General features: G+C 40.9%; 13 protein-coding genes. 1 reads left to right on the top strand and 12 read right to left on the bottom strand.

Annotated features, from left to right (window positions below; genetic code table 11):
• Window positions 1–3: 3 nt before the first annotated feature.
• The 8 genes from xyl3A to ACT29H_RS14500 form a co-directional block, all read right to left on the bottom strand.
• Window positions 4–2,601 (bottom strand): xylan 1,4-beta-xylosidase, encoded by a 2,598-nt coding sequence (gene xyl3A / locus ACT29H_RS14535; RefSeq protein ID WP_444822375.1) that lies wholly within the window; start codon window positions 2,599–2,601, stop codon window positions 4–6.
• A 284-nt stretch (window positions 2,602–2,885) separates the two neighbouring features.
• On the bottom strand, window positions 2,886–4,805 hold the full coding sequence (locus ACT29H_RS14530; protein WP_444822374.1) for a glycoside hydrolase family 97 catalytic domain-containing protein: 1,920 nt from the start codon (window positions 4,803–4,805) through the stop codon (window positions 2,886–2,888).
• A gap of 299 nt (window positions 4,806–5,104) precedes the next feature.
• Window positions 5,105–6,790 carry a RagB/SusD family nutrient uptake outer membrane protein gene (locus ACT29H_RS14525; RefSeq protein WP_444822373.1) on the bottom strand — a complete coding sequence of 562 codons (1,686 nt, stop codon included), beginning with the start codon at window positions 6,788–6,790 and terminating at the stop codon, window positions 5,105–5,107.
• A 12-nt stretch (window positions 6,791–6,802) separates the two neighbouring features.
• The gene (locus ACT29H_RS14520; RefSeq protein WP_444822372.1) at window positions 6,803–9,793 is read right to left on the bottom strand and encodes a SusC/RagA family TonB-linked outer membrane protein; all 2,991 of its coding nucleotides are present in this window, start codon (window positions 9,791–9,793) and stop codon (window positions 6,803–6,805) included.
• A 1,026-nt stretch (window positions 9,794–10,819) separates the two neighbouring features.
• Complete coding sequence (gene fucP, locus ACT29H_RS14515; RefSeq protein ID WP_444822371.1) at window positions 10,820–12,115, bottom strand: L-fucose:H+ symporter permease; 1,296 nt, start codon at window positions 12,113–12,115, stop codon at window positions 10,820–10,822.
• A 316-nt stretch (window positions 12,116–12,431) separates the two neighbouring features.
• A complete protein-coding gene (locus ACT29H_RS14510) occupies window positions 12,432–13,448 on the bottom strand; it encodes a zinc-binding alcohol dehydrogenase family protein (protein WP_444822370.1) in 1,017 nt (338 codons plus the stop codon).
• Window positions 13,449–13,458: 10 nt separating this feature from the next.
• Window positions 13,459–14,286 carry an amidohydrolase family protein gene (locus ACT29H_RS14505; protein WP_444822369.1) on the bottom strand — a complete coding sequence of 276 codons (828 nt, stop codon included), beginning with the start codon at window positions 14,284–14,286 and terminating at the stop codon, window positions 13,459–13,461.
• Window positions 14,287–14,298: 12 nt separating this feature from the next.
• Window positions 14,299–15,345: an aldo/keto reductase gene (locus ACT29H_RS14500; protein WP_444822368.1), complete on the bottom strand. Its 1,047-nt coding sequence runs from the start codon at window positions 15,343–15,345 to the stop codon at window positions 14,299–14,301.
• Between the two features lie 1,144 nt (window positions 15,346–16,489).
• Here ACT29H_RS14500 and ACT29H_RS14495 point away from each other — a divergent pair.
• A complete protein-coding gene (locus ACT29H_RS14495; RefSeq protein ID WP_444822367.1) occupies window positions 16,490–17,515 on the top strand; it encodes a LacI family DNA-binding transcriptional regulator in 1,026 nt (341 codons plus the stop codon).
• Window positions 17,516–17,636: 121 nt separating this feature from the next.
• Here the strand turns inward: ACT29H_RS14495 and ACT29H_RS14490 are convergent, their stop codons facing one another.
• The 4 genes from ACT29H_RS14490 to ACT29H_RS14475 form a co-directional block, all read right to left on the bottom strand.
• Window positions 17,637–19,361 (bottom strand): glycoside hydrolase family 43 protein, encoded by a 1,725-nt coding sequence (locus ACT29H_RS14490; protein WP_444822366.1) that lies wholly within the window; start codon window positions 19,359–19,361, stop codon window positions 17,637–17,639.
• A gap of 659 nt (window positions 19,362–20,020) precedes the next feature.
• Complete coding sequence (locus tag ACT29H_RS14485) at window positions 20,021–21,979, bottom strand: glycoside hydrolase family 97 catalytic domain-containing protein (RefSeq protein ID WP_444822365.1); 1,959 nt, start codon at window positions 21,977–21,979, stop codon at window positions 20,021–20,023.
• A gap of 313 nt (window positions 21,980–22,292) precedes the next feature.
• Window positions 22,293–23,132 (bottom strand): sialate O-acetylesterase, encoded by an 840-nt coding sequence (locus tag ACT29H_RS14480; RefSeq protein WP_444822364.1) that lies wholly within the window; start codon window positions 23,130–23,132, stop codon window positions 22,293–22,295.
• 190 nt (window positions 23,133–23,322) lie between these two features.
• Window positions 23,323–25,899 carry a glycosyl hydrolase 115 family protein gene (locus tag ACT29H_RS14475; protein ID WP_444822363.1) on the bottom strand — a complete coding sequence of 859 codons (2,577 nt, stop codon included), beginning with the start codon at window positions 25,897–25,899 and terminating at the stop codon, window positions 23,323–23,325.
• Window positions 25,900–25,964 lie beyond the last annotated feature (65 nt).

Genomic DNA, 25,964 nt, shown 5'->3' with positions numbered 1-25,964 from the left:
ATTTTATTGGATGCTTACTTCTAATTGTTTTAAATCCTTATTATCCGAACTATTACCGTAATAAAGTATATAGTCGCCGGGAGTCACCGCCATTTTTCTCTGGCTCCAGTCATAAAATTCAAAAGTTGAGGGAGGTAGGCTGATGTTAGCCTGCCTGGTTTTTCCGGCAGGAACTTCCACTCGTTCAAATCCCTTTAAGGTTTTAAGTGGTCCGTCAATGTCGTTTACCTTGCGAACATAGACCTGCACGATTTCAGTTCCATCGCGTTTTCCGGTATTTTTAACAGGAATATTAATGCTGATGGTCTCATCAGCTTTTATTGTCGATTTGCTCAGTCGGGCTTTACCAATCTCGAAACTGGTATAACTGAGTCCGAAACCAAACGGGAAAAGATGATCGGTAGTGTAACGGTAAGTCCTGCCTTCCATGGAGTAATCTTCAATGTCACCCAGGTTATCAGAGTTCCGGTAGAACGTAAGCGGAAGTTTTCCTGCCGGGTTGTAATCACCAAAAAGTACATCAGCAACAGCTTGTCCACCTGATTCTCCGGCATACCAGGCCTGAAGAATAGCGTCGCAGGATTCGGTTTCCGGTTCTAACGCGATTGCCGAGCCGGAACAGTTCACAAAAATCACGGTTTTACCTGCCTCTTTCAAAGCTTTGAGGCAGTTTCGCTGCACCGACGGAAGCTCAATATTTGTGCGATCGCCACCTTTGAAGCCGGGATATGAAACGGGCATTTCTTCTCCTTCAAGAGAACCTGAAAGACCGCCTGCAAACACGACTGTTTCAATGTCTTTCAGTTTTTTCAGGAGAGCAGTGTAGTCCACATTTTCTTCTCTTCCAAAATCAAGTTCGATATTGGCTTCCCAGTTTTCACGCTGGGCATAGCGGATTTCTATTTCATAGGTTTTGCCGGCCTCCACATAAAGAGGGAATCTTGCGGGTATTGTTCTCCAGTTGGTATAGCTTGCCAGGGTGTCACCGTTAACAATCAGTTCGAAAAAGCCGGTGGCTCCGCCCTTAAATACTATTTCTTCTGATACTGTGGGGGTGAAGTCTGTTTCATATATGGCAGAAAAATCTTCCAGTTTTACGCCCGGTGCAAACTCATGCTGTCCGGCGGCAGTCAGTTTTATGGGATTTACAAGTTGTTGTTCGACAACAGGTTCTCCTTCAAAATTCGGATGATTCCAATAAGTGGCTTTAAAGCCCTGTTTTTGGTCAATCTTTCCTTTTGAGAAGTAGCTGACCGTCACTTTATCATCTACCAGGTCAACTGCTTTGTCGTATAAAATATTGTCAGAGTGTACTTTGGTTTTGATACCATCCAGGATGGTAATGGTTCTTATGGGCGTTCCGTTGTAATTGCCCCACAGCATCTCTTCATCATCAGCATTGGGGCCGATAACCGCAATTTTTTCTGTGGATGATTTATCCAGGGGCAGAACATTGTTTCTATTTTGCAACAAAGTCATTGATTGTTGGGCCATTTTGTAGGCCAGTTGTCTGTGTTTTTCGTTATTAAGGACAGAGGCGGGTATTTGAGCCCAGGGAACAAGGGAATTGTCATCCATCTCTCCAAGGTCGAAGCGTCCTTTTAAAACACGCATTAAACTTCTGTCGATGTCTTCTTCCGTGATCAAATCTTTTTCCAACGCTTCGGGCAACATTTTGTAATGATAGTTGTCCCAGATGCATTCCAGGTCGGTTCCTGCCAGAAGTCCGGTGGCAGCAGCATGAACAGGTGTGGAAGATATCCCGTGGGTGGTATGAAAATCGGTGATGGCACCACAGTCGGCAACAACCATATACTCATAGCCCCATTCATCACGCAGGATACGTTGCAGAATCCTGGTATTACTGCAACAAGGTTCGTCATCCAGGCGATGATAGGCACACATTACCTGTCTTACATCGGCTTTCTGAACCAAAGCTTTGAAAGCTGGCATGTAAGTTTCGTAAAATTCCCGGGGGCTGACATCATTGACGTTTAGTTCATGCCGGCTCCATTCGGGGCCGGAATGCACGGTGTAATGTTTGGCACAGGCCAATAGTTTGCGGTATTTCGCATCTTCAGGCCCTTGTAAGCCCTTGACCACCTGAACTCCCATACGCGACATCAGATACGGGTCTTCGCCGTAGGTCTCCTGGCCACGGCCCCAGCGTGGATCGCGAAAAATATTTACATTGGGTGTCCAGACTGAAAGGCTCAGAAATCTTCGGTTTTCTTCTCCCCTTCGCTGAGCCTGATGGTATTTGGCACGTGCTTCATCCGAGGTAGCATTAAATATTTCAAAAACCAGCTCATCATTGAATGAAGCTGCCATACCTATGGGTTGGGGGAAAACTGTCACGCTGTCGTTGTTGGCATACCCGTGCAGGGCCTCGCTCCACCAGTTAAATTTCTTTATGTCCAGGCGGGGAATGGCTTCAGACTGGTCACACAACAAACGTGCTTTTTCTTCAACGGTTAGTCTGGAGATAAGGTCTCTGGCCCGTTCTTCAGAGCTCAAATCGGGGTTCTGAAAAGGCAAAACCTGCCCTTTTACAGTGATCGATATAAGCAGAACTGCTATTAAAAAGAGTTGTTTTTTCATTTGGTATAAAATTTAATTTTTAAAGTCGAATGGAACTCGCATGCAATAACTTATATATGTTCTTATTGTGGCAAACTTTGCCATGCTCGTTTCATTTTAGATTGATTTAATGTTAACTATTGTCTGTCCATAAAGTACCATTTGCTGTGTTACGCTTGCCGCCAAAATACTCATTTACGAAAAGTAAACTCCGTTTTTTGCTGTTTCGCAAGCCTTCCCGCTGGCACTTTCTGAACATACATACATATTGTGAAAATTTTTGCGAGTTTATAGACGAGCACTAATTACTGTACTGGTTTTAAACTGGCCGCAAAACCTCCCCGACGTAGCATTTTTACATCAATTTCAGAATTTTTGTCGACAACCAGATAACTTGTGGATAATTCAGTGTCGTATTCACCATCGGTAATCAATGTGAGTTTGTATTTTTGTCCTTCGGGTAAAAAATTAAAATTTAGTGTTTTATTCTTGTTCTGGTGTGCTTCAGCATTAATGCCTCCTAAATACCACCCGGCACCTTTTCTTCGAGCTATGATAACATCTTTCCCCGGATAACCATCGATAAGTTTTGTTTCATCCCAGGCTGCGGGTAGTTCACGTAAAAATACTTTAGCGGCATCAGGCAGATTGTCATAACCATCGGGGCGGTCGGCCATGTGTTGAAAGGCAGATTCAAAAACAACACCCAGGGCAAGTTCATGTCCGTAAGATGTGATGTGCGGATGTTGGGAATTGGTGAAAGTAACCGGGGTATAATCCATAGACCCTACTACATTTCTGGTAAAAGGCAATATTGTGTTGTGTTCGGGAGCTGTGGTGGTTAACTCCGAATTGTTGTTGTACCACTCGGCTCCTCTTACGGCCTCCATCGTCATCAGGTGAGGGTAAGTACGGGCCCATCCGCGGGGAACAAGGCTGCCGTGGAAATTGACCATCATCTCAAATTTGGCAGCATCTTTCAGAATGTCAAGATAGTAATTAATCATGTATTGCTTTTCGCTCAGGAAAAAGTCCACTTTCACACCGGCAAACCCTAAGCCTTTTAACCAGGCAAATTCTTCCATCCGGTTTTCGTGCGTTTTCATGCGATCAATGGGCGTTGCGGTAATCCACTTGAACATGCCCGAGTTGTACCAAATAAGTGGTTTTATCCCTTTGGAGACGGCGTATTTTGCTGCATCTTCCACATCACCACCATTGCCCATGGCATCCCATTCCCAGTCGAAGAGGGTATAAGGCCAGTCCATGCGTGCTGCAAGATCGGTAAATTTCTTTACCGTTTGATAATCCCTGGTGCCGTGGTTGTCCGACCAATAGTTCCAGGATACCAGGCCCGGTTTGATCCAGTCCGTGTCTTCAATTACCGACGGGGTGGATACGTCTTCAACCAGGGTGGATTCTACAATGTCTGACAGTTCTCCCATAATGATGACCCGCCAGGGGGATTTCCAGGGCAGGGAGATTTTAGGTAAGGCTTCACCTTCACCCTCGTGAGGGGCAGGAAGTGTGACTTTGTAGCTTTTTTTGTCTTTTAGATTGCTGAGTTTGGTGGCACAATAGTTTCGATCCAGGTCTGCCTCATGAACAAGATACCAGCATGAACGATCAGGTGATTTGAAAAGTGCGGGATAACCCCAATTCTCCTGAATATCGGAGCTATTCATGTGGTCAAATAATTTTTCATTGGACAGGTCAAATTTCTGCAACCAACGTTCGGTGCTGTCGGGTATTATATATGAAGTCAGTTCATCTTTAATTGCAAAATTACCTTCGTTTTCAGGAAACTGATACCTGAAGGCCATACCATCATTGTATGCTCTGATGATGAGGTTCAACCTGGTTTTGTCCGGGTTCTCAAAGGAAACCACTACTTCATTTGCCGAATTATTGCGATGAGAACGCTTCCCGTGTTTGGTTGTATAGTCTTCTTCTATTTGTTTTGGCCTGCTTATTTTGAGCAGTTTCAGATTTTTATGAAAGTCCTGATCACTCCGGGATATCCCCAGTTCAATTTTGGGAATTATTTCTGAAGTCTGATTGTTGTTTTCGAAATATACCTTTAGATACCACTCCCCGGTTTTATCATCATTCGTATTAAGGAGTTCAACTCTGATTTTTGTATTTGGCGATACTACTTCCGCATTCCGTGCTGATAATAAGACAGGAATCAGGGAGATGAGTATAAGTGACAGGATTTGTTTCATGATTATAAAATATTATTGGTATAGGGGAATGTCGATGTTTTCAGTTTTTTCTAATGAGTAAAAATAGATGGTAAAACATGTTTAAAATGTCAATTTTGGATATTTGATTTTTGAACTCAGGTAAAAATTATTGGATTGAAACTCGTCCCGGGTGATAGAGACGAGTTCCATTTTGCCAATGACTTAGAATGATTATATACTAATGAATGTGTAAAGCTGTCTCAATATATATTAGGAGAAGCATATATTTCACGGCTAAAACCTAATATTATATATTGAGACAGCTTTTAAATCAATTATCAATATCCACTATTTTGTTCCATTTCTGTTCTGCGGATTTCCTCAGAGTGTATAGGAAGCAAAACCATGTGTTCTTCGAAGTTTCTTTCAAGAAGTTTTACCGGTGTGTAAGTTTTCTCACCAGTTTCTACATCTTTTATTATATCCATCCCATAAATAGGCTCGTTTTCAACTTCCATGGCAATTTTCCACCTTCTGACATCCCATAACCTGTGTTCTTCGAATGCCAGTTCGATTCTTCGTTCGTTATATATTCTTTGCCTAAGATCATCACCAGTAACAGAAGCCGGAATATCTGGCAAATCCACGCTCGACCTGCTTCGTACTCTGTTCAAATACTCTCTGGCCACGTCTTCATTGCCCAACTCAAACTGAGCTTCGGCGTAGTTAAGATATATTTCACCCAATCGGAATATGATCCATGGGATGGTATAATGCTCCTGCCAACTAATGGCTCTGCCTTCGGGAGGCATAAATTTTCTTAATATATAGTTTGTTCTGGGATTGTCTCCACTTTCTTTATAAGAATCATATCCCCATGACTCGCCATCTGATGCTATCCACATTTCATGAAGATCACCATGATATACAGATGAATCATGTATTATGGTTGCTTCGAATCGTGGATCACGGTTTCTATAAGGATGCTGGGGATCATAGCCCGATGCAGGATTAATCGTTCCATCTTCTAAGAAAGGAGGTTCTCCGTTTATCATATCATAATCATCCACCAAATTCTGGGAGGGGCCGTTACTTGCCCACCATCCTCCGTAAGCACCATATCTGCGACCTAAGTTGTGCATAGGTGCCTGGTGATAATTAGAAGAAGAAAAGTTTCTGGCAAAAATGATTTCACTATTTTCTGTTCCGCTGGGCTGATTGAACAGCGTTTCGTAATCAGGATACAATGAATAATTATCTTCCTCTATTAAAGTCCAGGCAGCATCTGAGGCTTTTTGCCACTTTTCTTCGTCATCAGAGGGATTGAAAAGAGGTGAAGCAGCGTACAAATATACACGGGAACGTAGCGCCTGGCAGGCATCCTGGGTCGCCCGGCCAAAGTTTGCGTCACTTGTTGCATATTTTTCCGGTAAATCCGGAATGGCTTCGGTCAGGTTCTGTTCGATGAAATCAACACATTCATCAAAGGAATTTCTTGTGAGCGTTTCATCAGCTCCCATAGCATAGGATTCGGTTATAATAGGCACACCTCCGAATCTTTTAATTAGTTCAAAATAGAGGTATGCCCTCAAAAATTTTGCTTCAGCTACTAATCTTGCCTTATCCTCGAATGAAATCTCATCGGTTTGCATCTCCTCAATAAAAATATTAATCTTTCTAATATATTCCCAGGCAACATCCCAGTAATAAATATTACCACCCCCTGTCCAATCGGTGGTCGCCACACTAGTGATATTATCAGCATTATAGTTGCCTAAGGGAATAATACCGATACCCCACGAAATACTACAATATGCTTCATCGGTTGCTTTTGATTGCATATGTATGTTAAATCCATGAAGAATAGAATTATACAAATTACTATGATAAGCTTTTATCAGATTCTCATCGCCCCATACAGCGTCTTCCGAGATACGGTCTTTGGGCGAAATGTCAAGAATATTATCACTGCAGGAAACGCAGGATAATAATATGACGGCTGTGATTAAAAGTATCTTTTTCATTTTTTTCTTAAATTAAAATTTCACATTAACGCCTAAGTTTATGGTACGCAGAGGCGGATAATTAAGGAAATCACCGGTATTTTCCGGATCTGCCCATTTAATTTCTTTTGCCCAGGTGAGTAAATTCGATCCACTTATATAAAGCCGGCAATCGGTTAAGCGGAGTTTGGAAATGATGCTTTCAGGCAGGGAATATCCCATTTCCATGGTTTTGAGCCTGACAAATGTGGCGTCAAATAAATAGAAAGTGGAATTTCCGGGTTGAAAATCATCCGCTCTGGGCATTGTTCCATCAGTATTCTCTGTGTTCCATCGGTCTTTAGCTCTATCAACAACAGCATTGTCAAAAGATGAGTTCCCCAGCTTTGCAAAAGTGCCGTCGTAGTTATAAGCATTGGTTTGCCCCTGGAAGAATAAACTTAGATCGAAATTTTTATATTGCATTCCCATATTCAATCCAAATACATATTCAGGCGTTGCAGAATAATCGAATCTGTATTGGTCTTCTGCATTAATTTCTCCATCGTCATTTAAATCCACTATTTTGATATCTCCGACCTGTGTTCCCGACGCATGTGGATAAGCGTCCAGTTCTTCCTGCGTATTAAAAATACCATCGGCCTTATAGTACAGACCTGCTCCAACAGGATGGCCTGTAAGATTTTGGTAGGGCTCGGCGTGGGGAACTTCATCCATATAAACAATTTCACTTCTTGAGAATGCAATGTTTCCGGAAATATTATAATTCAGTTCTCCAACAGAATTTCTATGGCTTAAATCAAGCTCAAATCCATGATTATCAACTTCCCCTATGTTTTCATCGGGCAAAGCGGGGAAACCGTATATTTTTGGAACTGAAAGGTTTCTTTGCGTTAAAATATTAGATCTTTTTTCCTTCCAAAGGGTTAAATCCATTCCAAACAAACCTTTCCATAAAGTAGCTTCTAATCCCACATCGGTTTTTTTACTTTCTTCCCAGGTGATATTAGGATTGGGCATAGTGTTAGCATAAATGCCTGCCGCATCACTCGTGCCAAAAACGTAGTTACCTCCAAATGAGAAAGATTGTAAATGCTGATAGGAGTCAACACGATCATTCCCAATTATCCCATGAGATAATCTAAGTTTCAGATTGTTTACGAAAGGAAGATTATTTTTCATAAAATCTTCTTCAGAAAGGCGCCATCCCACTGAAAAACCTGGGAAAAAACCATATCTTTTACCTTCGGGAAATTTTTGGGAACCATCATATCTAAAGATAAATTCAAAAAGATATTTAGATTCAAAATTGTAATTAAATCGCCCGAAATAATTATTATAGGCATCACTTGAAGCAGAACCTCCATTATTTTTATCTTCCGCTGCGGAACTTCCTACATTTATTTGATCTATGGCGGAACTTACAAAATTTTTTCTGTAAGCCTGGGTATAATTCCAGGTACTCTTTTGTTGCTCCTGGCCGACCATAGCGCCTACATGATGTTTACCAAAGTCTCTGTCGTATACAATTTTGTAATTATATAGCATGGTAGTCCATCTATTGTACGTATCTGTCAGTTCTGCTGTTGGTTCATTAGTGGCCCATTTTTTTTCATATTCATCGGTGTTTACATTGTATTCATGGTAATAATAGGGGGTACTCCATCTTTTTGAGAACTGATGGCTGAGATCATAATTGAATGAGGCATCAATTTTTAATCCTTCCACAAAAGGTACTTTATACGTCCCTTTAAATGTGGAATATACGGGGCGATCTTCAACCTTGTAATATCCTCTTCGATCTAATAAAAGTGGGTTTTCCTGTAACCTGCCGGGAGCAATTAATCCATTGGGATAGCGTGCAGGTAAGGTGGGATTTGCTTGTAATATATTATAGAAGTCAACCCAATAATCATTATCAGGGTTATCTGCATATGTTGAGGGATACTCTCTGTCGTTTAATATAGCATAAATATTGGCACCCAAACTGAAATTTTCAGTCAAATTGACATTAATATTTGAACGTAAGTTATATTGGCGATAATGCGTGGGATTATTTTTCATAATCCCTTCCTGGTCCATTATTTCAAAAGAAAGTAAATATGTAACTTTATCACTTCCCCCTGTGACTTGCAAATTAGTACGTTGCTGGGGCGCATAAGATCTCATCGTTACATCAACCCAGTCAGTATTGGGATATAAAACCGGATCGGAACCATCGCGATATTTTTGAATAGCATTCTCAGAATAAAAAGGAATGTATTCATCCGGTCTGCCTTGCCTGTACCAGTCTCCTTCATTATATGCTTCTGCAAAAGTGGCTGCATCCAGCATTTCCGGAATTTGTGTCGGGCTTTGAAAAGCATAATTGTAGGAAAAATTAAACTCAGGTTTTCCTTCTTTTCCCGATTTTGATGTTATAATAATCACTCCATTTGCTGCCCGAGCACCGTAAATAGCGGCTGATGCATCTTTCAGTACAGAGATACTTTCTATATCGTCCGGATTTAACCTGCTCATATTACTTCGCTCAACGCCATCAACAATAATAAGAGGAGAGTTATCTCTAAAAGTGCCGTTTCCACGGATCAATATTTCCAGCTCTTCACTTCCCGGTTCGCCTGTTCGTTGATTAATCGTTAATCCCGGAAGTTTACCCTGGAGGGAGGCTGTGACATTTGCTTCAGGGCTCTTTCTTATGTCGTCACCCGATATATTAGCAATCGAGCCTGTTAATGTTTCTTTCTTTTGTATCCCGTAACCAACGACTACCGTTTCTGCCAAATGTACAATTTCGCTTTCCAATATAATAGTAATGCTGCTTGTGTTGCTAACATCTACTTCCTGAGTTTTCATCCCGATAAAGGAGATGACAAGAACATTCTCTTCCGCCGGGATGTTTATAGAGAATTCTCCATCAGAGTCTGTTATGGTACCATAATCAGAATTTCCTTTCACCATAACAGTTGCACCCGGAACAGGGTCTTGTTGTTCATCAAGTACCTTCCCGCTTATAGTTCTCATATTCTGGGAAAAGGCACTACTGCTAACTAATATTAGCATGAGAAATGATAAACTTCTGAGAAAACATTTCTCTTTACACAGATTAATAATTTTATTTTTCATTTTAATTCTGGATTTTAGTTAAAACACTGAATTTGTTCTTGTTTGATACGGGTTATCAACATCAGGTTAATCAGCATAAAGAATTTTTTCATAGGTATCTTAATTTTTAAAAATTAATGTTAATGATTGAATCATTTTCAAATATCCAAACTTTTGAATTAAATGCAAAAACCTGATTTTTTGATGTTTAACGCAAAGGATTGCGCAAAGCTTTGCGATCAAAAAAACATGCTGTAAAACATGTTTTTTTAAATTTTAACAATTTCTGAGATGGGAAGACAATTGGGGAAACTATGAAGGTGGAATAGTCAGTAAAAAAGCCTAAACGCAAAGACGCAATGACGCAAAGTTTTATTATTAGTGAGTTGTAGTTTGTGTTATTAACCGTGTTAACAATTAATTACCAAACATCCGTAAAAGTTTAGCGGAGATTGTAAAATTATATTTGTTACGTTCGTTCGAAAATTATTCATCCCTAACCTGGACGAGCCAGTACCCAATAAGTTTTAAAGTTAAAAAGAATGATCAAATTGCCACGCAATATTTTTTTTGTCCACGAATTGTACGAATTACACGAATTTTAGTCGCACAAAGTGCGACTTTAAACGGCAACGCCGTTTTTAAAAAAGCTGTTTTACAGATTTTCAATTCGTGCAATTCGTGGACCCAAAATAATAGATGGCACAGCCATTTATTTATAGCCACTTAGAAAATATTTTGCCAAAAAAACACGAATCTCAGGGGTAAGACACTGCGTTTTTTCAGGACAAGCCTGAAAAAAAGCTCTTTCAGAGGATTTAGGTCAGTGCAAATATGTAACTATCAAAACACCAACCAACTTAAACAACATGTTGGTTAGTTTACTGTCCTAAGCGCCTAAGTAGTGCGTGTCTATAAACTCGCAAAAATCTTAAGGTTCAAAGGTTACGCAGGCACCCTTAGTATACGGCTTCGATATCCGTAAATGGCTACTATTAAAAAGCAAATAAAAGGCAGAATAAAGGACAGATTAACAGCCGGATATCCGCCAACGCTTTCCAGGTCAATAATACTTCCCTGGATTGGGGGCATCAGTGCACCGCCTACAATGGCCATCACCAGACCGGCGGAGCCCAAAGTAGCATCTGTTCCAATTCCTTTTAAAGCAATACCATAGATGGTGGGAAACATGAGTGACATGAATGCAGAAGTGGCAACAAGGCAATAGAGGCCAGGCATTCCTTGTATCAGAATTGTACCCGCGGTGGTAGTCATTCCTCCAATGGCAAAGAGTGTAAGGAGTTTGTTGGGATTTATATATTTCATCAGAAAAGTACTGATGAAGCGGCTGGTCAAAAACATTACCATGGCTGCAATATTGTAGTTCTGGGCTGTTGACTTATCAATGCCCAGGTTTTCTGCATATTGAATGATGAATGTCCAGCACATAATTTGTGCTGCAACATAGAACAGCTGTGCAATTACGCCTTCTCTGTAAACTTTGTTTCTGAGCAGACGTCTCATCGGTTCTTTTACCTGAATTTTGCGTTCAGTTCTTTCCCATACCGGCATTTTATAGATCAGAATCAGGAAAAACATTACTATTACTACGCCACCTAATATTAAATAGGGATTTCGAATTATAGCCAGGTCATGTGTTCTTATGGTCATTTTTTCTATCTGGCTTAATGTTGAAAAAATCAATTCACCCTTTTCATTGCGAATATCAGATTGTAGTGAGGCCAGAATATATTTTGAGGCTACAAACATACCGAGCAGTGAACCTATGGGGTTGAATGCCTGGGCCAGATTTAAACGGCGGGTTGCCGTTTCTTCTTTTCCCATGGCCAGAATGTAAGGATTTGCTGTTGTTTCGAGAAAGGCCAGACCAAAAGTAAGGATGTATAACGATACTAAAAAAAAGCCGAACAATTCAAACCTGGCGGCAGGATAAAACAATAATGCACCGGTGGCGTAAAAGGCGAGTCCCAAAAGAATTCCATTCTTGTAGCTGAATTTTTTAATGAATAGGGCAGCCGGTATGGCCATTGTTGCATATCCTCCGTAAAATGCGAATTGTACCAATGCGGCTTTGGCGTTTGATATTTCCATTACCGTAGCAAAAGCAGCCACAAGAGGATTTGTTATGTCATTGGCAAACCCCCATAGGGCAAACAGGCTGGTAACCAAAATGAAAGAAACCAGATATTTTTTTTCAACAACAGGGATGGTACTTTTCATACAAAATTAGTCTAAGTTATTAGTCTGATGGAAAACGCATGCATGAATTTATACTTGTTTTTGTTGTGGTAACGTTTGCTATGCCTTTTTCATCTTATATCTAACTCAAATTACAAAACACTCTATATCAATCATTTGTTTTGCGGAGTTGGGTTTTTACTTATCAGGCCACTTTTCGATACTAACGGTAAAATTCTTATCTGCAAAATTTAACACTTCTGCCTTCTGCCTGGCAAACTTCTGCCTGTCGATTACTTATATCTAAAAATCTAAAAATCCAATATGATTATCCGTGCCCGGCTTGTTTCATATTTTTCTAAAATTGAACTAATATTTTTAAAATTTTCCCCGGGTTTTCCGCCCATTGTTTCATAGCTTCAGGGGCATCTTGTATGTCGATTATCTTTGAAATCAGGATTCGTTCATCCAGACTTGAATTTTTTAAGAATTTAATGACCGCATCGAAGTCTGCCGGGTTGGCATTTCTTGAGCCTCTGATTTCCAATTCTTTTTGTACCCACAATTTGGTAGGAGAGAGAATATCCTCTTTTGCATAACCAATGCATACCACACGACCGGCAAAACCTACTTCCTCAATGGCCGATTTGTATGTAACCGGATTTCCGGCAGCTTCAATAGCGACTGAAGGCCCGTTTTCTTCAGTAATTTTGTTGAGCTCTTTATGGATATTTTGTGTTTTGGTGTTAATCTGGAATTTTGCACCCAATTTCCTTGCTACTTCCAGTTTGGAGTCATCAATATCGACGGCAATTACTGTTGCACCCCGCAAATGAGCCCGCAAAATTGCCCCGCTTCCAATCATTCCGCACCCAAATACAACTACTGTATCAATATCGGTGATGCCAATGTTGTCAACTGCATGAAATCCAACAGTTAATGGTTCAACTAAAGCAAGTTGAATACCGGAGAGTTCCTGCTCTACTATTACTTTTTGCCATGGGAGGGAAATGTATTCAGTCATTGCTCCGTCCCTTTGAACCCCCAGTGTCTGATTGTAGCGACAGGCGTTGTATTTTTTTTGTTTGCAGGCAGAACAATGACCGCAGTTCGTATAGGGAATTACTGTTGCAGATTGGCCGGGTTTAAATTTTTCAGGAACACTGTTGCCGGTTTCCTCAATTACTGCAGATATTTCGTGCCCCGGGATTCTCGGGTAACTCACCAGCGGGTTCTTTCCTGAAAAGGTACTCAAATCAGAACCACAAAATCCGACATACTTAATTTTCAGCAAAATTTCTCCCTCTTCCGGTTGTGGCTTCTCTCTTTCAGTCATTCGCATAACACCGGGGTTCAATATCTCAATCGTCCGCATTGTTATTGTTTTAAAGATTGTATATTAACCTGGCATTCCTGCCCAGTATTTGCTCCTGCTCAAGGCTGCTTAATTTGCTTATCCATTTTTTCACAAGTTTCAGCCACGATTTATAACTGGTGGCTACCAGGCAAACAGGCCAATCTGAACCGAAAAGAAGTCGCCCCGGGCCAAAGGCTTCTAATACAACGTCGAAGTAAGGTTTTAGCTGATCTTCCGTCCAGATGGTAAAATCGGCTTCGGTAACCATTCCGCTTAACTTGCAGCTCACATTTTCGCGACGGGCGAGTTCTTTGATGTCCTTTTTCCAAACCTTAATCTCATTAAGCCTGATTTCTGGTTTTGCAATATGGTCAAGCACAAATGGCTGGTCGGGATGTTGATCCACAAACCGGATGGTATTTGGTAGTTGACGGCCAAATATCAGGATGTCGTAAATGAGTCCGTATTTTTTTAACTGTGAAATTCCGTTATTAAAATTCTTTTTCAGGATAAACTGCGGATCAGGTTCTCCCTGAATGACATGCCGGACACCTTTCAACGAATTGTTATTCTTAGAACGACTGAGTATTTCAGGGATGTTTTTATCAGAAAGGGGAACCCAGCCAACCACACCTTTTATGAATTCATTCTCTGCGGCGAGTTGCAATAGCCAATCGGTCTCTTCCAATGATTGTCTGGCCTGTACAGATACAACCCCTTCAACACCGGTACCGGAAAGAGTGGCTTTTAAATCTTTTGGTAAGAAGGATTTTTTAATGGACGTCATATCATTGTTGATCCAATCGAATTCTTCCCGATTGTAGTTCCAGAAATGTTGGTGTGAATCGATAATCATTGTTCGAAAATTTTAAAGGGATTGATGAAGAAGCGGGAAAGGGGTTTTAATGATACCTTTCTCTGTTAATACTTCCCAAAAGGCCTCCGGGATGTTTTTGTCCAGAACTTTCTTATTCAGAGATATTCTTTCGGGCTTACTTGGATTGAGAGATACTGCAGAAACCTGTGGAGGTGCCAGGGCAAATTTCAGGCAAGCATCGCCGGGGGATACGTTAAATTGATTACAGACTTCAAAGAACTTTTTCCGCCACTCAAACAGTTGTTGGTCTTTAGAATTGTTTCGATCCGGTATCCGGTAATCAAAATACTTACCACCTGTTAAAAATCCTGCATTGAAGATGGCTGAATTGATTATGTAGACTCCGTCGGTGTGCAATCTTTCCATAAATTTCAGCACCTCGAGGGGATGGTTGTAAATGGTAAATGTGTTGGCCAGCATGACCCAGTCAAACCGTATGTGCTCATAAAGTTCTTTAATAATTCTCCAGTCTTTTGCTCCGATACCCACACTTTTTACTTCTCCTGTTGCTTTTAATTCAAATAATGCCTTGTAAGCGCCCAAAATGTCGTTAAAACGACCTTTTCGTTCATGGTCATCCGATGCAGCCGTTAAATATTCATCAGGGTCATGGACAGAAACCAACTCCGGCTTGTATTTTTCGCCCAACAGTTCGCATCCCTGTTGCCAACATTCCAAAATCCCGTCATAACTAATTTTTTGGATAGCATCATATTTCAGGTTAGCCCATATCCCCGGCTCAAAAGTTGGTTCCTCATTTTTTAGGGGAACCCTGTACCATCCCAGTTTATTGCTTATGGTGATCTGTCCTGGCTGTACATTCATCTCTTTCAAGCCCTGTCCGATTACCTCCAACGCAAGTCCTGCTCCGTATTTGCCAGCAGTATCAATCATTACAGGGCCTTCCGATACACGAAACCATTCCTGCATTATGGCCATTTTTTCCTTGTATGTCAGTTCCCGGTAAAGATTCCCAAGAAAACTGGTTCCGTAGATTATTGAAGGTATATTGATCCCTGTCCTTTTTTCTATATGCATTTAGTTCATTTTTTTCTTTGCTTATTCTGTATCTCTTCCCCGTTGCAGGCTTTTTGCCTTAGAAATGAAACAAAAAATGAATTTCTTTGAAATTCTATAAACAACACTCCGTTAAACTTTTGCTGATATCTGATAATTAATTGTTTATACAATCAATAGTATAAGCTATAACTCTCCCATAATAAAAGTATTGTGTCATTGCGCTCAGGCTCTTTTAAACTGACTATTGATAAAAACAGATATAAAAAATAAGCGTAGTTTTCACAATTTTAGGATTTGAGGGCCTGCAAAGGAAATGCAATGTTGTAGCTTCCAGTGCAGTTCATTTAATATATATTGGTTACTTTCTATAAGTTGCAATGTTATTAGTTCTTGTTTATCAATACAAATACAACAATCTACATACATGCATGCAAAGCTTTTCGCAAAGCTTTGCATCTATGAATAAATGTTGTATAACATGATTAATTAAAAAATATAAACAAAAGCCAAAATAAATAATTGATTTTTAGATTGCATTTTTTCCAGTGTTTTAAATCCGGATATATTTTATCAATAGATCGTTAGATTTTCAAATATATTAATAGATATTTAGATGATAGATTTAAGATTATTGATATTTTGTTGAAATTCAATTTTTTATCACAAATATTGTCCTGGTTACAAACATTTGGTTTGCAATTTATTACACAAGTTTAACCAATAGTCCGTTAAGCTTTTGTAAACACCTTTGAATCAACTGGTTATATTTAAGGGGTTTGTTTTGATAAGATGCAGATTTTCAACGAAATACGAATCATCTTATATCTTAAATCTAATAATCTAACGATCTATTGTTTTATTCCTGTCATGTTTTTATTCAAAAATAATTCCCAAATTACCTATGGAAATCTTTGTCATGCTCGTTTCTTATAGCACCTAGTTTCTTGAACAACTTTTAAAAATTGTTATCTTTGTCATGCCCCTTTTATGAAATATCAGAAATCAGATCGTACTTAATTCTTTCTTTATACAGACAACTGGATGTTCCCGGAGTTTGAAAAAAGACAGACTTCTTTGAATAACAGCACCCACTTTCATTGTAATTTGCTGGTGGCATGAGTGACTGAATAACTGTATTCTAACGTGCTGAAGTTTAGTTTTTATGGACAAGAAATATGTATCCTTAAAAGATTTGGCTGAAGAGTTGAATGTTTCAGTATCAACCGTTTCGCGTGCACTGAAAGACCATCCCGACATTAGTCTTGAGATGCGACAACGTGTAAAGGAATTGGCTGAAATGCGACATTACTTTCCCAATCCGCTTGCAATGGGACTTCTCAAGCAGGAAACCAGGATGATTGGCGTAATTATACCTGATATCATCACTCATTTTTATGCGTCAATTATTGCCGGGATAGAGAGTGTAGCAAGGGAGAACGGTTATTTTGTTTTGATATCCAGTTCGAACGAATCTGCGCAGAAGGAAATTGAATCGGTTGAAAATCTGTTAAAGGCCAGGGTTGAAGGGTTTATTGTTTGTTTGAGCAAACAGACAACAAGTTATGATCATTTTAAGGGTTTACTAAAAAGAAATATTCCATTGGTTTTTTTCGACCGGACCTGCCTTGAAAATGAAGTTTCATGTGTTACTGTGGATAACAGGGAGGCCTCACGGAAAGTTGTTCATCATTTTTATCAGCAGGGTTATCGAAGGGTTGCTTTTATTTCCGGGCCGGATTATTTAAACATTTCGAAAGAGCGAATTGCAGGTTACTATGACGGATTGAATGATTGTAATCTACAAATTGATCCCGAGTTGTTGGTAAAATGTGATCTTAGTACCGATTCTGCAAGGGCAGCGATGAACAGGTTATTAAGTTTGTCAAACAGACCGGATGCTGTTTACGGGGTCAATGATTTTGTTGTTTTTGCTGCTATGAAGGAAATAAGAAAACATAATCTGGAAGTACCCACTGATATTGGATTGGTTGGCTTTACTGATGAATTTCATGCAACTGTGGTGACACCCGAACTTACCTCGATAGTTCATCCCACCTTCCAGATTGGAGAAAGTGCTGCCAGGCTTTTTATAGATCAAACAAAACGAAGCGCAACACCTCAAATGATAATACTTAAAACCGAGCTGAAAGTAAGAGAATCTTCTGTGTTAAAGGACAAACCTCGTTAACCTGATTTATTCGTATGTTTTTTATTTCAATAATTTCAACAAACCAAAAATGGCAGGAAGAATTATTCATTACCATTCCACCTGCCATTATTGGGATTTATTCAATTTTTTAAAACGAGATTTACTCAGGCACGGCATCATTGGCCGTAGTGGCATACAAACCGATTAATGCGCCTGTAAAGCCGCCTGCAACATTGGTCGACAGGATATCACCCGAAACGGTTCCTCCCAGATTCTGAAAGTTTTCGCCATCGACAGAATAGTTGAATCTGTAATCATCACCATCAGCTTCCACTTGCAGTTGAACAGGCTTTTTGATATCAATCAGGGTGCTGGCAAGGATTGTAGATTCTCCTTTTTCAGTCCTTTCCAGTAGAAGATAATATTCCTTGTCTTTTTTTGTGATGCCAAAGACATAGTTGAATGTTTCGCTCTGGTAGCATACCAGTCCTGCAAGATATTCTTCCGATTTAGGTTTGTATTTCATCGTTGTGGTTGCAGAAAAACTTTTGTGCATTTGGCGGTGAAAGAGAGATGAAACAGGGGCCATTGCTTTAATGTTCTCTTCAAAAGGCATTATGGTCAGACCTTTTTTTGAAGTTGAGGCAAATTCTTCAGGGAAAGCTCTGACTCCAATCCAGCGGTGATCGAGTTTGTCGGAGGTGAAGTTTTCCTTATAGGTGAAGTTCCCATTTGGAAAATAGCCATTCTGGCCGGTTTTATTTTCCACACCTTCGGGCATTTTAAGTTTTGGCTCAAGCGGAATGAGTCCGTTTTCGAAAACAGGCCATTTACCACTCCAGTCAACAGGAAGGATAAAAGTTTCACGTCCTGTATTTACGCGGTTTTTCTCATTTGGACGAATGGCAAGGAATACACCATAATATTTATCGTCGTTGGGACCTTTTACCAAATCGGCATGACCGGCCCAATCCACTTTGTTGTTGCGCCGGGGATGCAGATATCTTTGCGACAAGATGGGGTTGGATGGCGCAGGTTCGTAAGGACCTCTCGGATTGTCGCTGATAAATACTGCTTCGCTGTGCCAGTCTCCTGTTCCTCCTTCTGCGCACATCAAATAGTATTTGTCATTTTTTTTGTAGATGTGTGGCATTTCAATCCATATCGGTTTCTCTGACAGATCGACGCCCCCGTTAACAATAATCTTATCTGAGCCTTCAACTACCTGATCGTTTTCGAGATCGTAATTCCATATCTTTATCACACGGTGTCCCTGGTAAAGTTCCTTGCCAGGGTCCGGTGCGTCGTTGTGAACGACATAGGCTTTGCCGTCATCGTCGAAAAACAGGGAAGGATCGATGCCGTTGAATTTGAGTTTGTAAGGGTCACTCCAGCCCTTGAACGGGTCTTTGGTTTTTACCACGATGTTACCAAAGTCGCCGGCAAACTGGGTGGTAATCATGTAGAAAGTCTCATTATGAGGGTTGTATTTTATGGCAGGGGCATAAACGCCTGCACTAATCCCGGTATCGTGAACCTTTAGTTGTGAGGGACGGTCCAGTACGTGCCCGATTTGCCTCCAATTGACTAAGTCTTTGGAATGAAATATGGGTACACCCGGAGCCATTGCGAACGAAGAATGTACCATGAAATAGTCATCGCCTTTCCGAACGATGGCAGGATCGGGGTAACATCCCTGAAGAACAGGGTTGTAAAATTCGTCATCCTCCAACTGATATTCCTTGTATACATCATCGTTGCCCTGATAAACGAATTCTGAAAAGACCGGGACATTCTTTTGGCCGTAGGTTTGCATCCCTGTAAGAGCAAACAATGCCAAAAAAACTGAGAACATCATTGCGTGCCCGTTTTTTTGTTTGTTCATTTTGAGTCTGATTTTTTTCATTAGTATATAATTTACTTAATTTATTGGTCTAATAGAACTCGCATGCAAGCATTTATACATATTCTTGTTGTGGCAAACTTTGCCATGCTCGTTCCATTGTCATGAAACTAATTTAACTTTTTGGTCAGCTTTCGATATTGGGAGGATTCAATTAGGTAAAAATCTATTTTGCGTTCAGAGATTTAATATCTGTTTTTTGCTATTGATATTTTAATCCCCTTTTACAGTACAACTTCAGAAACAAAAATAGGTGGCAGGAAGCTTTTGTATTTACTTTTTCAGATATTCCTGTTTCAAATTCAGATAAATTAGTTAGTGCGTGTCTATAGAGTAGGAAAAGATTCCTACTTATCATGTGTCTGTTCAGAAAGTGTCATTTACAAGGCTTGCGAAGTCCGAAAATACGGAGTTTACTCATCGTAAATGAGTAATTTTCGGACGAGCATAACACAGTAAATGGCACTTTATGGACAGACACTTGTTAGTAGTTTTTAGTCAATAGTGGATAGTGGGGATAATTTATAGACAGGCAGAAGTATGGAGCAGAGGGCAAAGTGCAGAGAGGTAAGTGCAGAGAGCATGACCACGAGGGTATCTAAAAATTATTTTCTTTAGACACCCTCGTGAAGTTTCCCTTTTTATTTTTTCAATACAAAGCCTCCATTGGGTTGTACAGTGATATTCATTACTCCGTTTTCCGGTATTTCAGCGGTTTCCATATAAGGAGTGCCATCTTTTTTGTCGTTATACAAAGTTACTTTTTGTCCTGCCAGCATGGGCATTTTAAGTGATAACTTTTTTGCTTCTTCTTCAGCATTTACTCCGGCAATGTACCATTGCCGGCCTTTGCGACGGGCAAGGACGCTGAATTTACCCGGGTAACCGTCAATGAAACGAGTTTCATCCCATGTGGTTGGAATGTTTCGCAAAAACTCCAGTTCAAAAGCTGGGACATCGGTCAGGTTGTTTGGGGTGAGTGCAAAAAACTGAACAGGATTTTGAAAAAGTACACCTGTTGCCAGTTGAAATACATCCGTAGTCAATCTTTTCTGTCCTTCTTTGTTTCCTTTGTTCAGATACTTATTCAGGATAACGCCTCCAAACTCCATACTCGCTACTGAATTACGGATAAAGGGATGGAGGGCAGCGTAGACGGCTTCTTTTTCTCGTACATCCTGTACGAAAACAAGCATTTCAGAGGCAAGCACGGCTTCACAACCAATAAAATTAGGATACATCCGTTCCCAGCCGCGGGGAAGAGTAGCGCCGTGGAAGTTTACCATGAGGCCATAATCATTGGCATCGGACAAAATGTTTTCATAAAGACGCATGGTTTCCTGCTTGTCACCACCCAGAAAATCCACTTTCAGACCTTTCACCCCGACTTCTTTCAGCCATTTCATTTCTTTTTTGCGGGCTATGGAAGTGTTCATTTTATTCAACGGAGTCTGGAATGCATCGTTGGCGGAGCCATTGGAATTGTACCACAAGAATACACCTACATTTTTGCCGGCTGCATAATCTATTAGTTCTTCCATTCGTTCGTATCCGATATTGGTGTCCCACCAGGCATCTATCAGAATATATTCGAAATCCATGGCTGCAGCCAGATCAATATATTTGACCTGATCAGAATAATTCATACTGTTGTCCTGCCAGATGATCCAGCTCCAGGTACTGCGTCCGAAGTGGTAATCCCGGGATGGCTCATAAAGCGGGTCTACTACGTCCCATGGGATGGTGGTTTCCACAATTGGTTGTAAAGTTTTGCCTACAGTAATGGTTCTCCACGGTGTCACTCCCGGAAGCCCCAACTGGGCACCTGAACTTCCAAACCCGTTGTTCTGGGCCTGATTGGGATAGTCAACCGAAAACAAACCATCGTTGTATTTGCTTAGATGAGAGGCACAATAGAGGCTTCTGACACCGGTTTCTGAAAGCAGCACCCAACCATTGTCGTCTATCCTGAAAAGGCCCGGGAAAACATATCCTTCATCCGATAAATTGCTGTCAATCGGAACATCCGTTTCATATCCGCTTTCGTAACTGGGGGAAGTACGAGCAAATCCTTCCATAGGACGCATCATTGGAGAAAGGAAGGATTTGGTGTTATCAGGAAACCGATAGCCGGTTGCTTCTTTTTCTACCACGCAGACTCTTGTATCTCCCCATTTGGGCAATTCATAGCGAAATGCAATGTTGTTGTTGCTCACCTGAAACAATACAGATATCGCTTTGTCTTCGGCATTGGAGAATGTGCACTTCAGGGTGTTGGCTTCATATTTCACGAAAGAGTGCTTGATTTTTGCCTGAACGTATTCTTTTTTTATCTTTTCGTTGGAAGACTCAACAAAACTCATGTTGCTGTGAAAATCACCTTCGTTGGTAATTAATCCAAGGGGTGAGTTCTCCAGAATTTCTTCTCCCTGATAAGAGACCGAATAAACGGGACTTCCGTTTTCAACAGACACGTTAAGTTTTAGGTGCCCGTCGGGGCTTTCTGTATTTGCAACCTGTTGCGCTGAAATACCAGTCGACAACAGGAAGCAGCAAATGGTTAAAAATGTGATAATTTCTTTTTTTCTTGAATAACCCATGATGTAAGTTTTATTATTTTGACAATAGATGTGCTATAACTTTTGAATACTGAATGTTTATGTTTTTTTGGATTCTGGCTTGTCCAGGTCAGGTTTTTGGTTAATTCTTCAGATACAATACTCCGTTAAACTTTTGCAATACGCTGCAAGCCAATTGTTTGCATTTAAAGAGGTTTGTTTGTTAAAATGCAGTATATCAAGGTTGTAAAAACCATCTTACATCTTATATCTAAAAATCTAACGATCTATTGCAGATAGATATTTCAGTATTATATGAATTATCTTAAATTTTTAAATCTAATAATTTGATACTCTACCGTTTCAATACAGATAACATCTTGTCTCCATATCTTTTACCCAATATCCTGTATCCTTCGGCGGTAAAATGCAAACCATCGGGTTGTCCGGGACATCCTTGGGATGAAATGACATACGAATTCGGGAGTACTTCCGGAAGCAGGTTGATGAATTGATTAAATGCTGCGCATTTTCCGCCATATTCAGCACTTAAAGTTTCACCTGCCAGCAAAGGTACTTCTTGAGGATTCAAATTTAAGTCGCTCATAAGGTTGTCATAAATGGCTTTAACTTTACGTGTCCAGAGGGTATCATTGGGATTAGATTCGCCCTGATGCAATAGAATGCCTTTGATAACTCCGTCATTTTGTGCCAGTTTGGCCAATTCTACTAAGCGACCATAAGGATTTCCTCCATAATTAGCAATCCATCCTTGCATCCAGTCTGGTGCAGAATCCACATAAGTTTGATAATTGTCTTTATCGAACAGTTCAATTTTACATCCCCCGACGGATACGTTGATAACCCCGACTTTGATGTCTTTCGGGAGATTTTCCACCATGGTTCTTCCGAAATAATCGGCTGGGGAGAGCCCGGCATTACAATCGGCCAGGGGAGGAGTAGCTGTGTACCACTTGCCTTTTTCCCTGTTCAGGTCTGGGCAATCCATCGCGCTCATTACCTTAAAACGCGGATCGACAACAGAGTCCTGTGCTTCAGCTTTGGCAGCACCTGCCATGTTGGACTGGCCGAAGCAGAGATATACCTGGAAATCGGATTTGTCGGTTTGCTTTTCAGAACATGACGAAAACATTGTGGCCAGCGTAAGGATGGAAAGTAGTGATATGAGTTTCATCCGTATTAAATTTATTTATTAAGGTCGGATGGAACTCGTGATCTCTTTATATATGCCCTTTTGTGGCAGTTTTGAGAAATCAAAGCTCCATGCTCGTTTCATTAGTATAAAATTTTGGAGTGTCGTACCATCTGCAAAAATCAAAAGTTTTATCCGATTAGATTTCTAAAGATGGTACGACACCGTGTAGTTATTGATTAACAACTCTTTTGTTTGGGGATTCGTTTCCAAACAAATAGGAATTTTCATATCCGCCGAAATCAACCACAATTTTTTCGAATACAATGCCCGTATCCATTGGTGTCAATGTGAGGATATGTTTTCCATCCGAAGTTTCAGGAACCTTCAGGTCAACCTTTTTCTCTACTACACGCCTGGCCACTGTCGGGTAAAATACTGTATAAATATTTTCGGGCTTTTCGTTAAGGTTCCCGTTGAAGTTGATAACCTTCTCTTCCGCATCGTCAAAGCCAACTTTATACCGATGACCTTCAACCCGCTTAAATGCCAGCGTCGACTTTACCACCACATGAACGGTTACCGAACTTACATTATCGGGCAATTCCATTTTATACGATATGGAAGCCTCATCCACTGGTTGGGAATAAGGCATTACAGCGATTCCACCCAGCTTGCGTCCAGCATCCGGAATTACTGTCCACTCAGCATTTTCGGCATCTTTCAGTTCATAATAGTGTGGTGCTTCAATAGAAATAAAACCATCTTTTGGAGAAAAAACATAATTGCCAACAGCTTTTTCCGGGTTTTCAATGCGGTGTATTTCCGGAAGTTTGTCGGCCGGGAAGTTATCGTTCCAGGAAGTATAGCCGATTTTTTTCTGCGACATCATGTTTTTCCACTTTCCGCCGGACATCACGTTGTTGTAGTCGTAACTCAGTGCCTTGTCTCTTTCAAAAGCCTTTTCCACTTTGTCGGCCCAGAAGTTGGCACGTGGGTTGTTTTCGGCATAAAGCTTATGGTTCATGGCCTGGGCGTAATACATTTCGTAGAGATTCGCCATGGCCTGGACGGGGTAAAGAATGAGTTGTTTGTAGGCATCCCTGTAATCCGTTTCCAGGCTTAAATACTGACGCAGAGCTTCTGCCTCCAGTTTCAGGTATTCATCAGAAACTTTTTTCCACTCACCGGTTTCAAGATTATACGTGTGACGGTCGAGCATTTCCGGTGTTACGCGTCCGTTGTACTTGCTGTAAAGGTTTAGTATGCGTGCAGCTTCGCCGGCCTGCTCTTCACCAAATTGCTGTGCACAAAATGCCCGGGGATGCTCCATCAGATTGTCCGCTTGATAGCGGGTAGGTTCCCATGCCATGTCCATAAACAATGTTATGGGATATTCCATGGGCTTCAGGTCACCTACATTTACCACCCATAATTTGTCAACACCATAATCGTAGGTCAGCTGCAATTGCTCCCATGCATGCTGAATGGGGGTTACATTAAGCCATTTGGAGTTTCTTGGGGCCCCCACATAATCAAAATGATAGTACATTCCCCAACCTCCCGGGTGTTTTAGCTCTTCTTCGTTGGGTAAACGCCTGACATTGCCCCAGTTGTCGTCAGCCAACAGAATGATAACATCATCGGGGACACGCATTCCCTTATCGTAATAATCGAGTACTTCCTTGTACAGGGCCCACACCTGCGGTGTTTCCTCTGCAGGACGGCCGGTTACCTCTTCAATAATTTTACGCTGGTTTTTTACCACTCTTTCCAGCAGTTCCACGTTAGTCTCTTCCGACATGGCCTCATCGCCGTCACCGCGCATTCCAATGGTGATAAGATCTTCAGTATCTTTAACACGCTCAATTCCTTCGCGGAAGAATTCATCAATTACTTCCTGGTTGGTTGAGTAATTCCATGCCCCGTATTCATCACGGTTTCGTACCCACTCCTGGTGGTTTCGTGCCATTGGCTCGTGGTGTGATGTTCCGATTACTATCCCCATTTCATCGGCGACCTTGCTGTTCATCGGGTCGTCGGCATAGAAAGCCCAACTCCACATGGCCGGCCACAGAAAATTTCCTTTCAGGCGGAGTATCAATTCAAATACGCGAGTATAGAAGCGATGATCGCCATAATCGGTTCCATACCGGTGTTTTACCCATCCGGTAAGACTTGGAGCTTCGTCATTTAAAAATATTCCGCGGTATTGTACGGCGGGTTCTCCATCGGTATAAGTTCCGGGTTTTACGAAAACGTTTTCTTTCTTTTTTATCGGCACATCGGCCCACCAATACCAGGGGGAAACGCCCATTTGTTCCGACAGATCGTAAATACCATAGATGGTTCCCCTTCGGTCGCTACCGGCAATTACCAAAGCGTTTTCGATGCCCGGCAATGGATTTTTGACGGTTTTGATGATGAATTTTTCCCACTTGCCCTTCAATTCATTGGTCTCAATGACCTTTTTGGAAACAAGTTTGTCGATCAGTTTACTTTGACCGAGTGTTCCCGCGATGATGACATTTTTTGCCGCTGAAGCCTTATCTGTGTTTAGTACAGGCTTGACACCGGTAACTTTAAGGATATCATCCTGCAAGTCGTTAAACGCCCTTATGACACAGGGATCATCCTTTGAATCAATCAGCATTTGTGCTGCTTCTCCTTTTTCGGCAATAACAAAATCTCCATCACTCTTATCTTCTGAAATATATTTTGTGTCATTTGCTGCATTTGCAAAAACAGCATTAATACAAAATAGTGTCAGAATGAGTGATGTTCGAATAATCTTTATTTTTGTCCTCATTATGAAGTGGTTAATTATTATTTTGCAATTCAGAGTTAGCATAGATGAGTCTGCTCTTAAGAGGA

It is taken from the genome of Thermophagus sp. OGC60D27 (assembly GCF_052400625.1).
In the GTDB taxonomy this organism is placed as follows: domain Bacteria; phylum Bacteroidota; class Bacteroidia; order Bacteroidales; family Marinilabiliaceae; genus Thermophagus.
The sequence above is the reverse complement of the archived record's forward strand: the minus strand, read 5'-3'. Positions and strand labels throughout refer to the sequence as shown.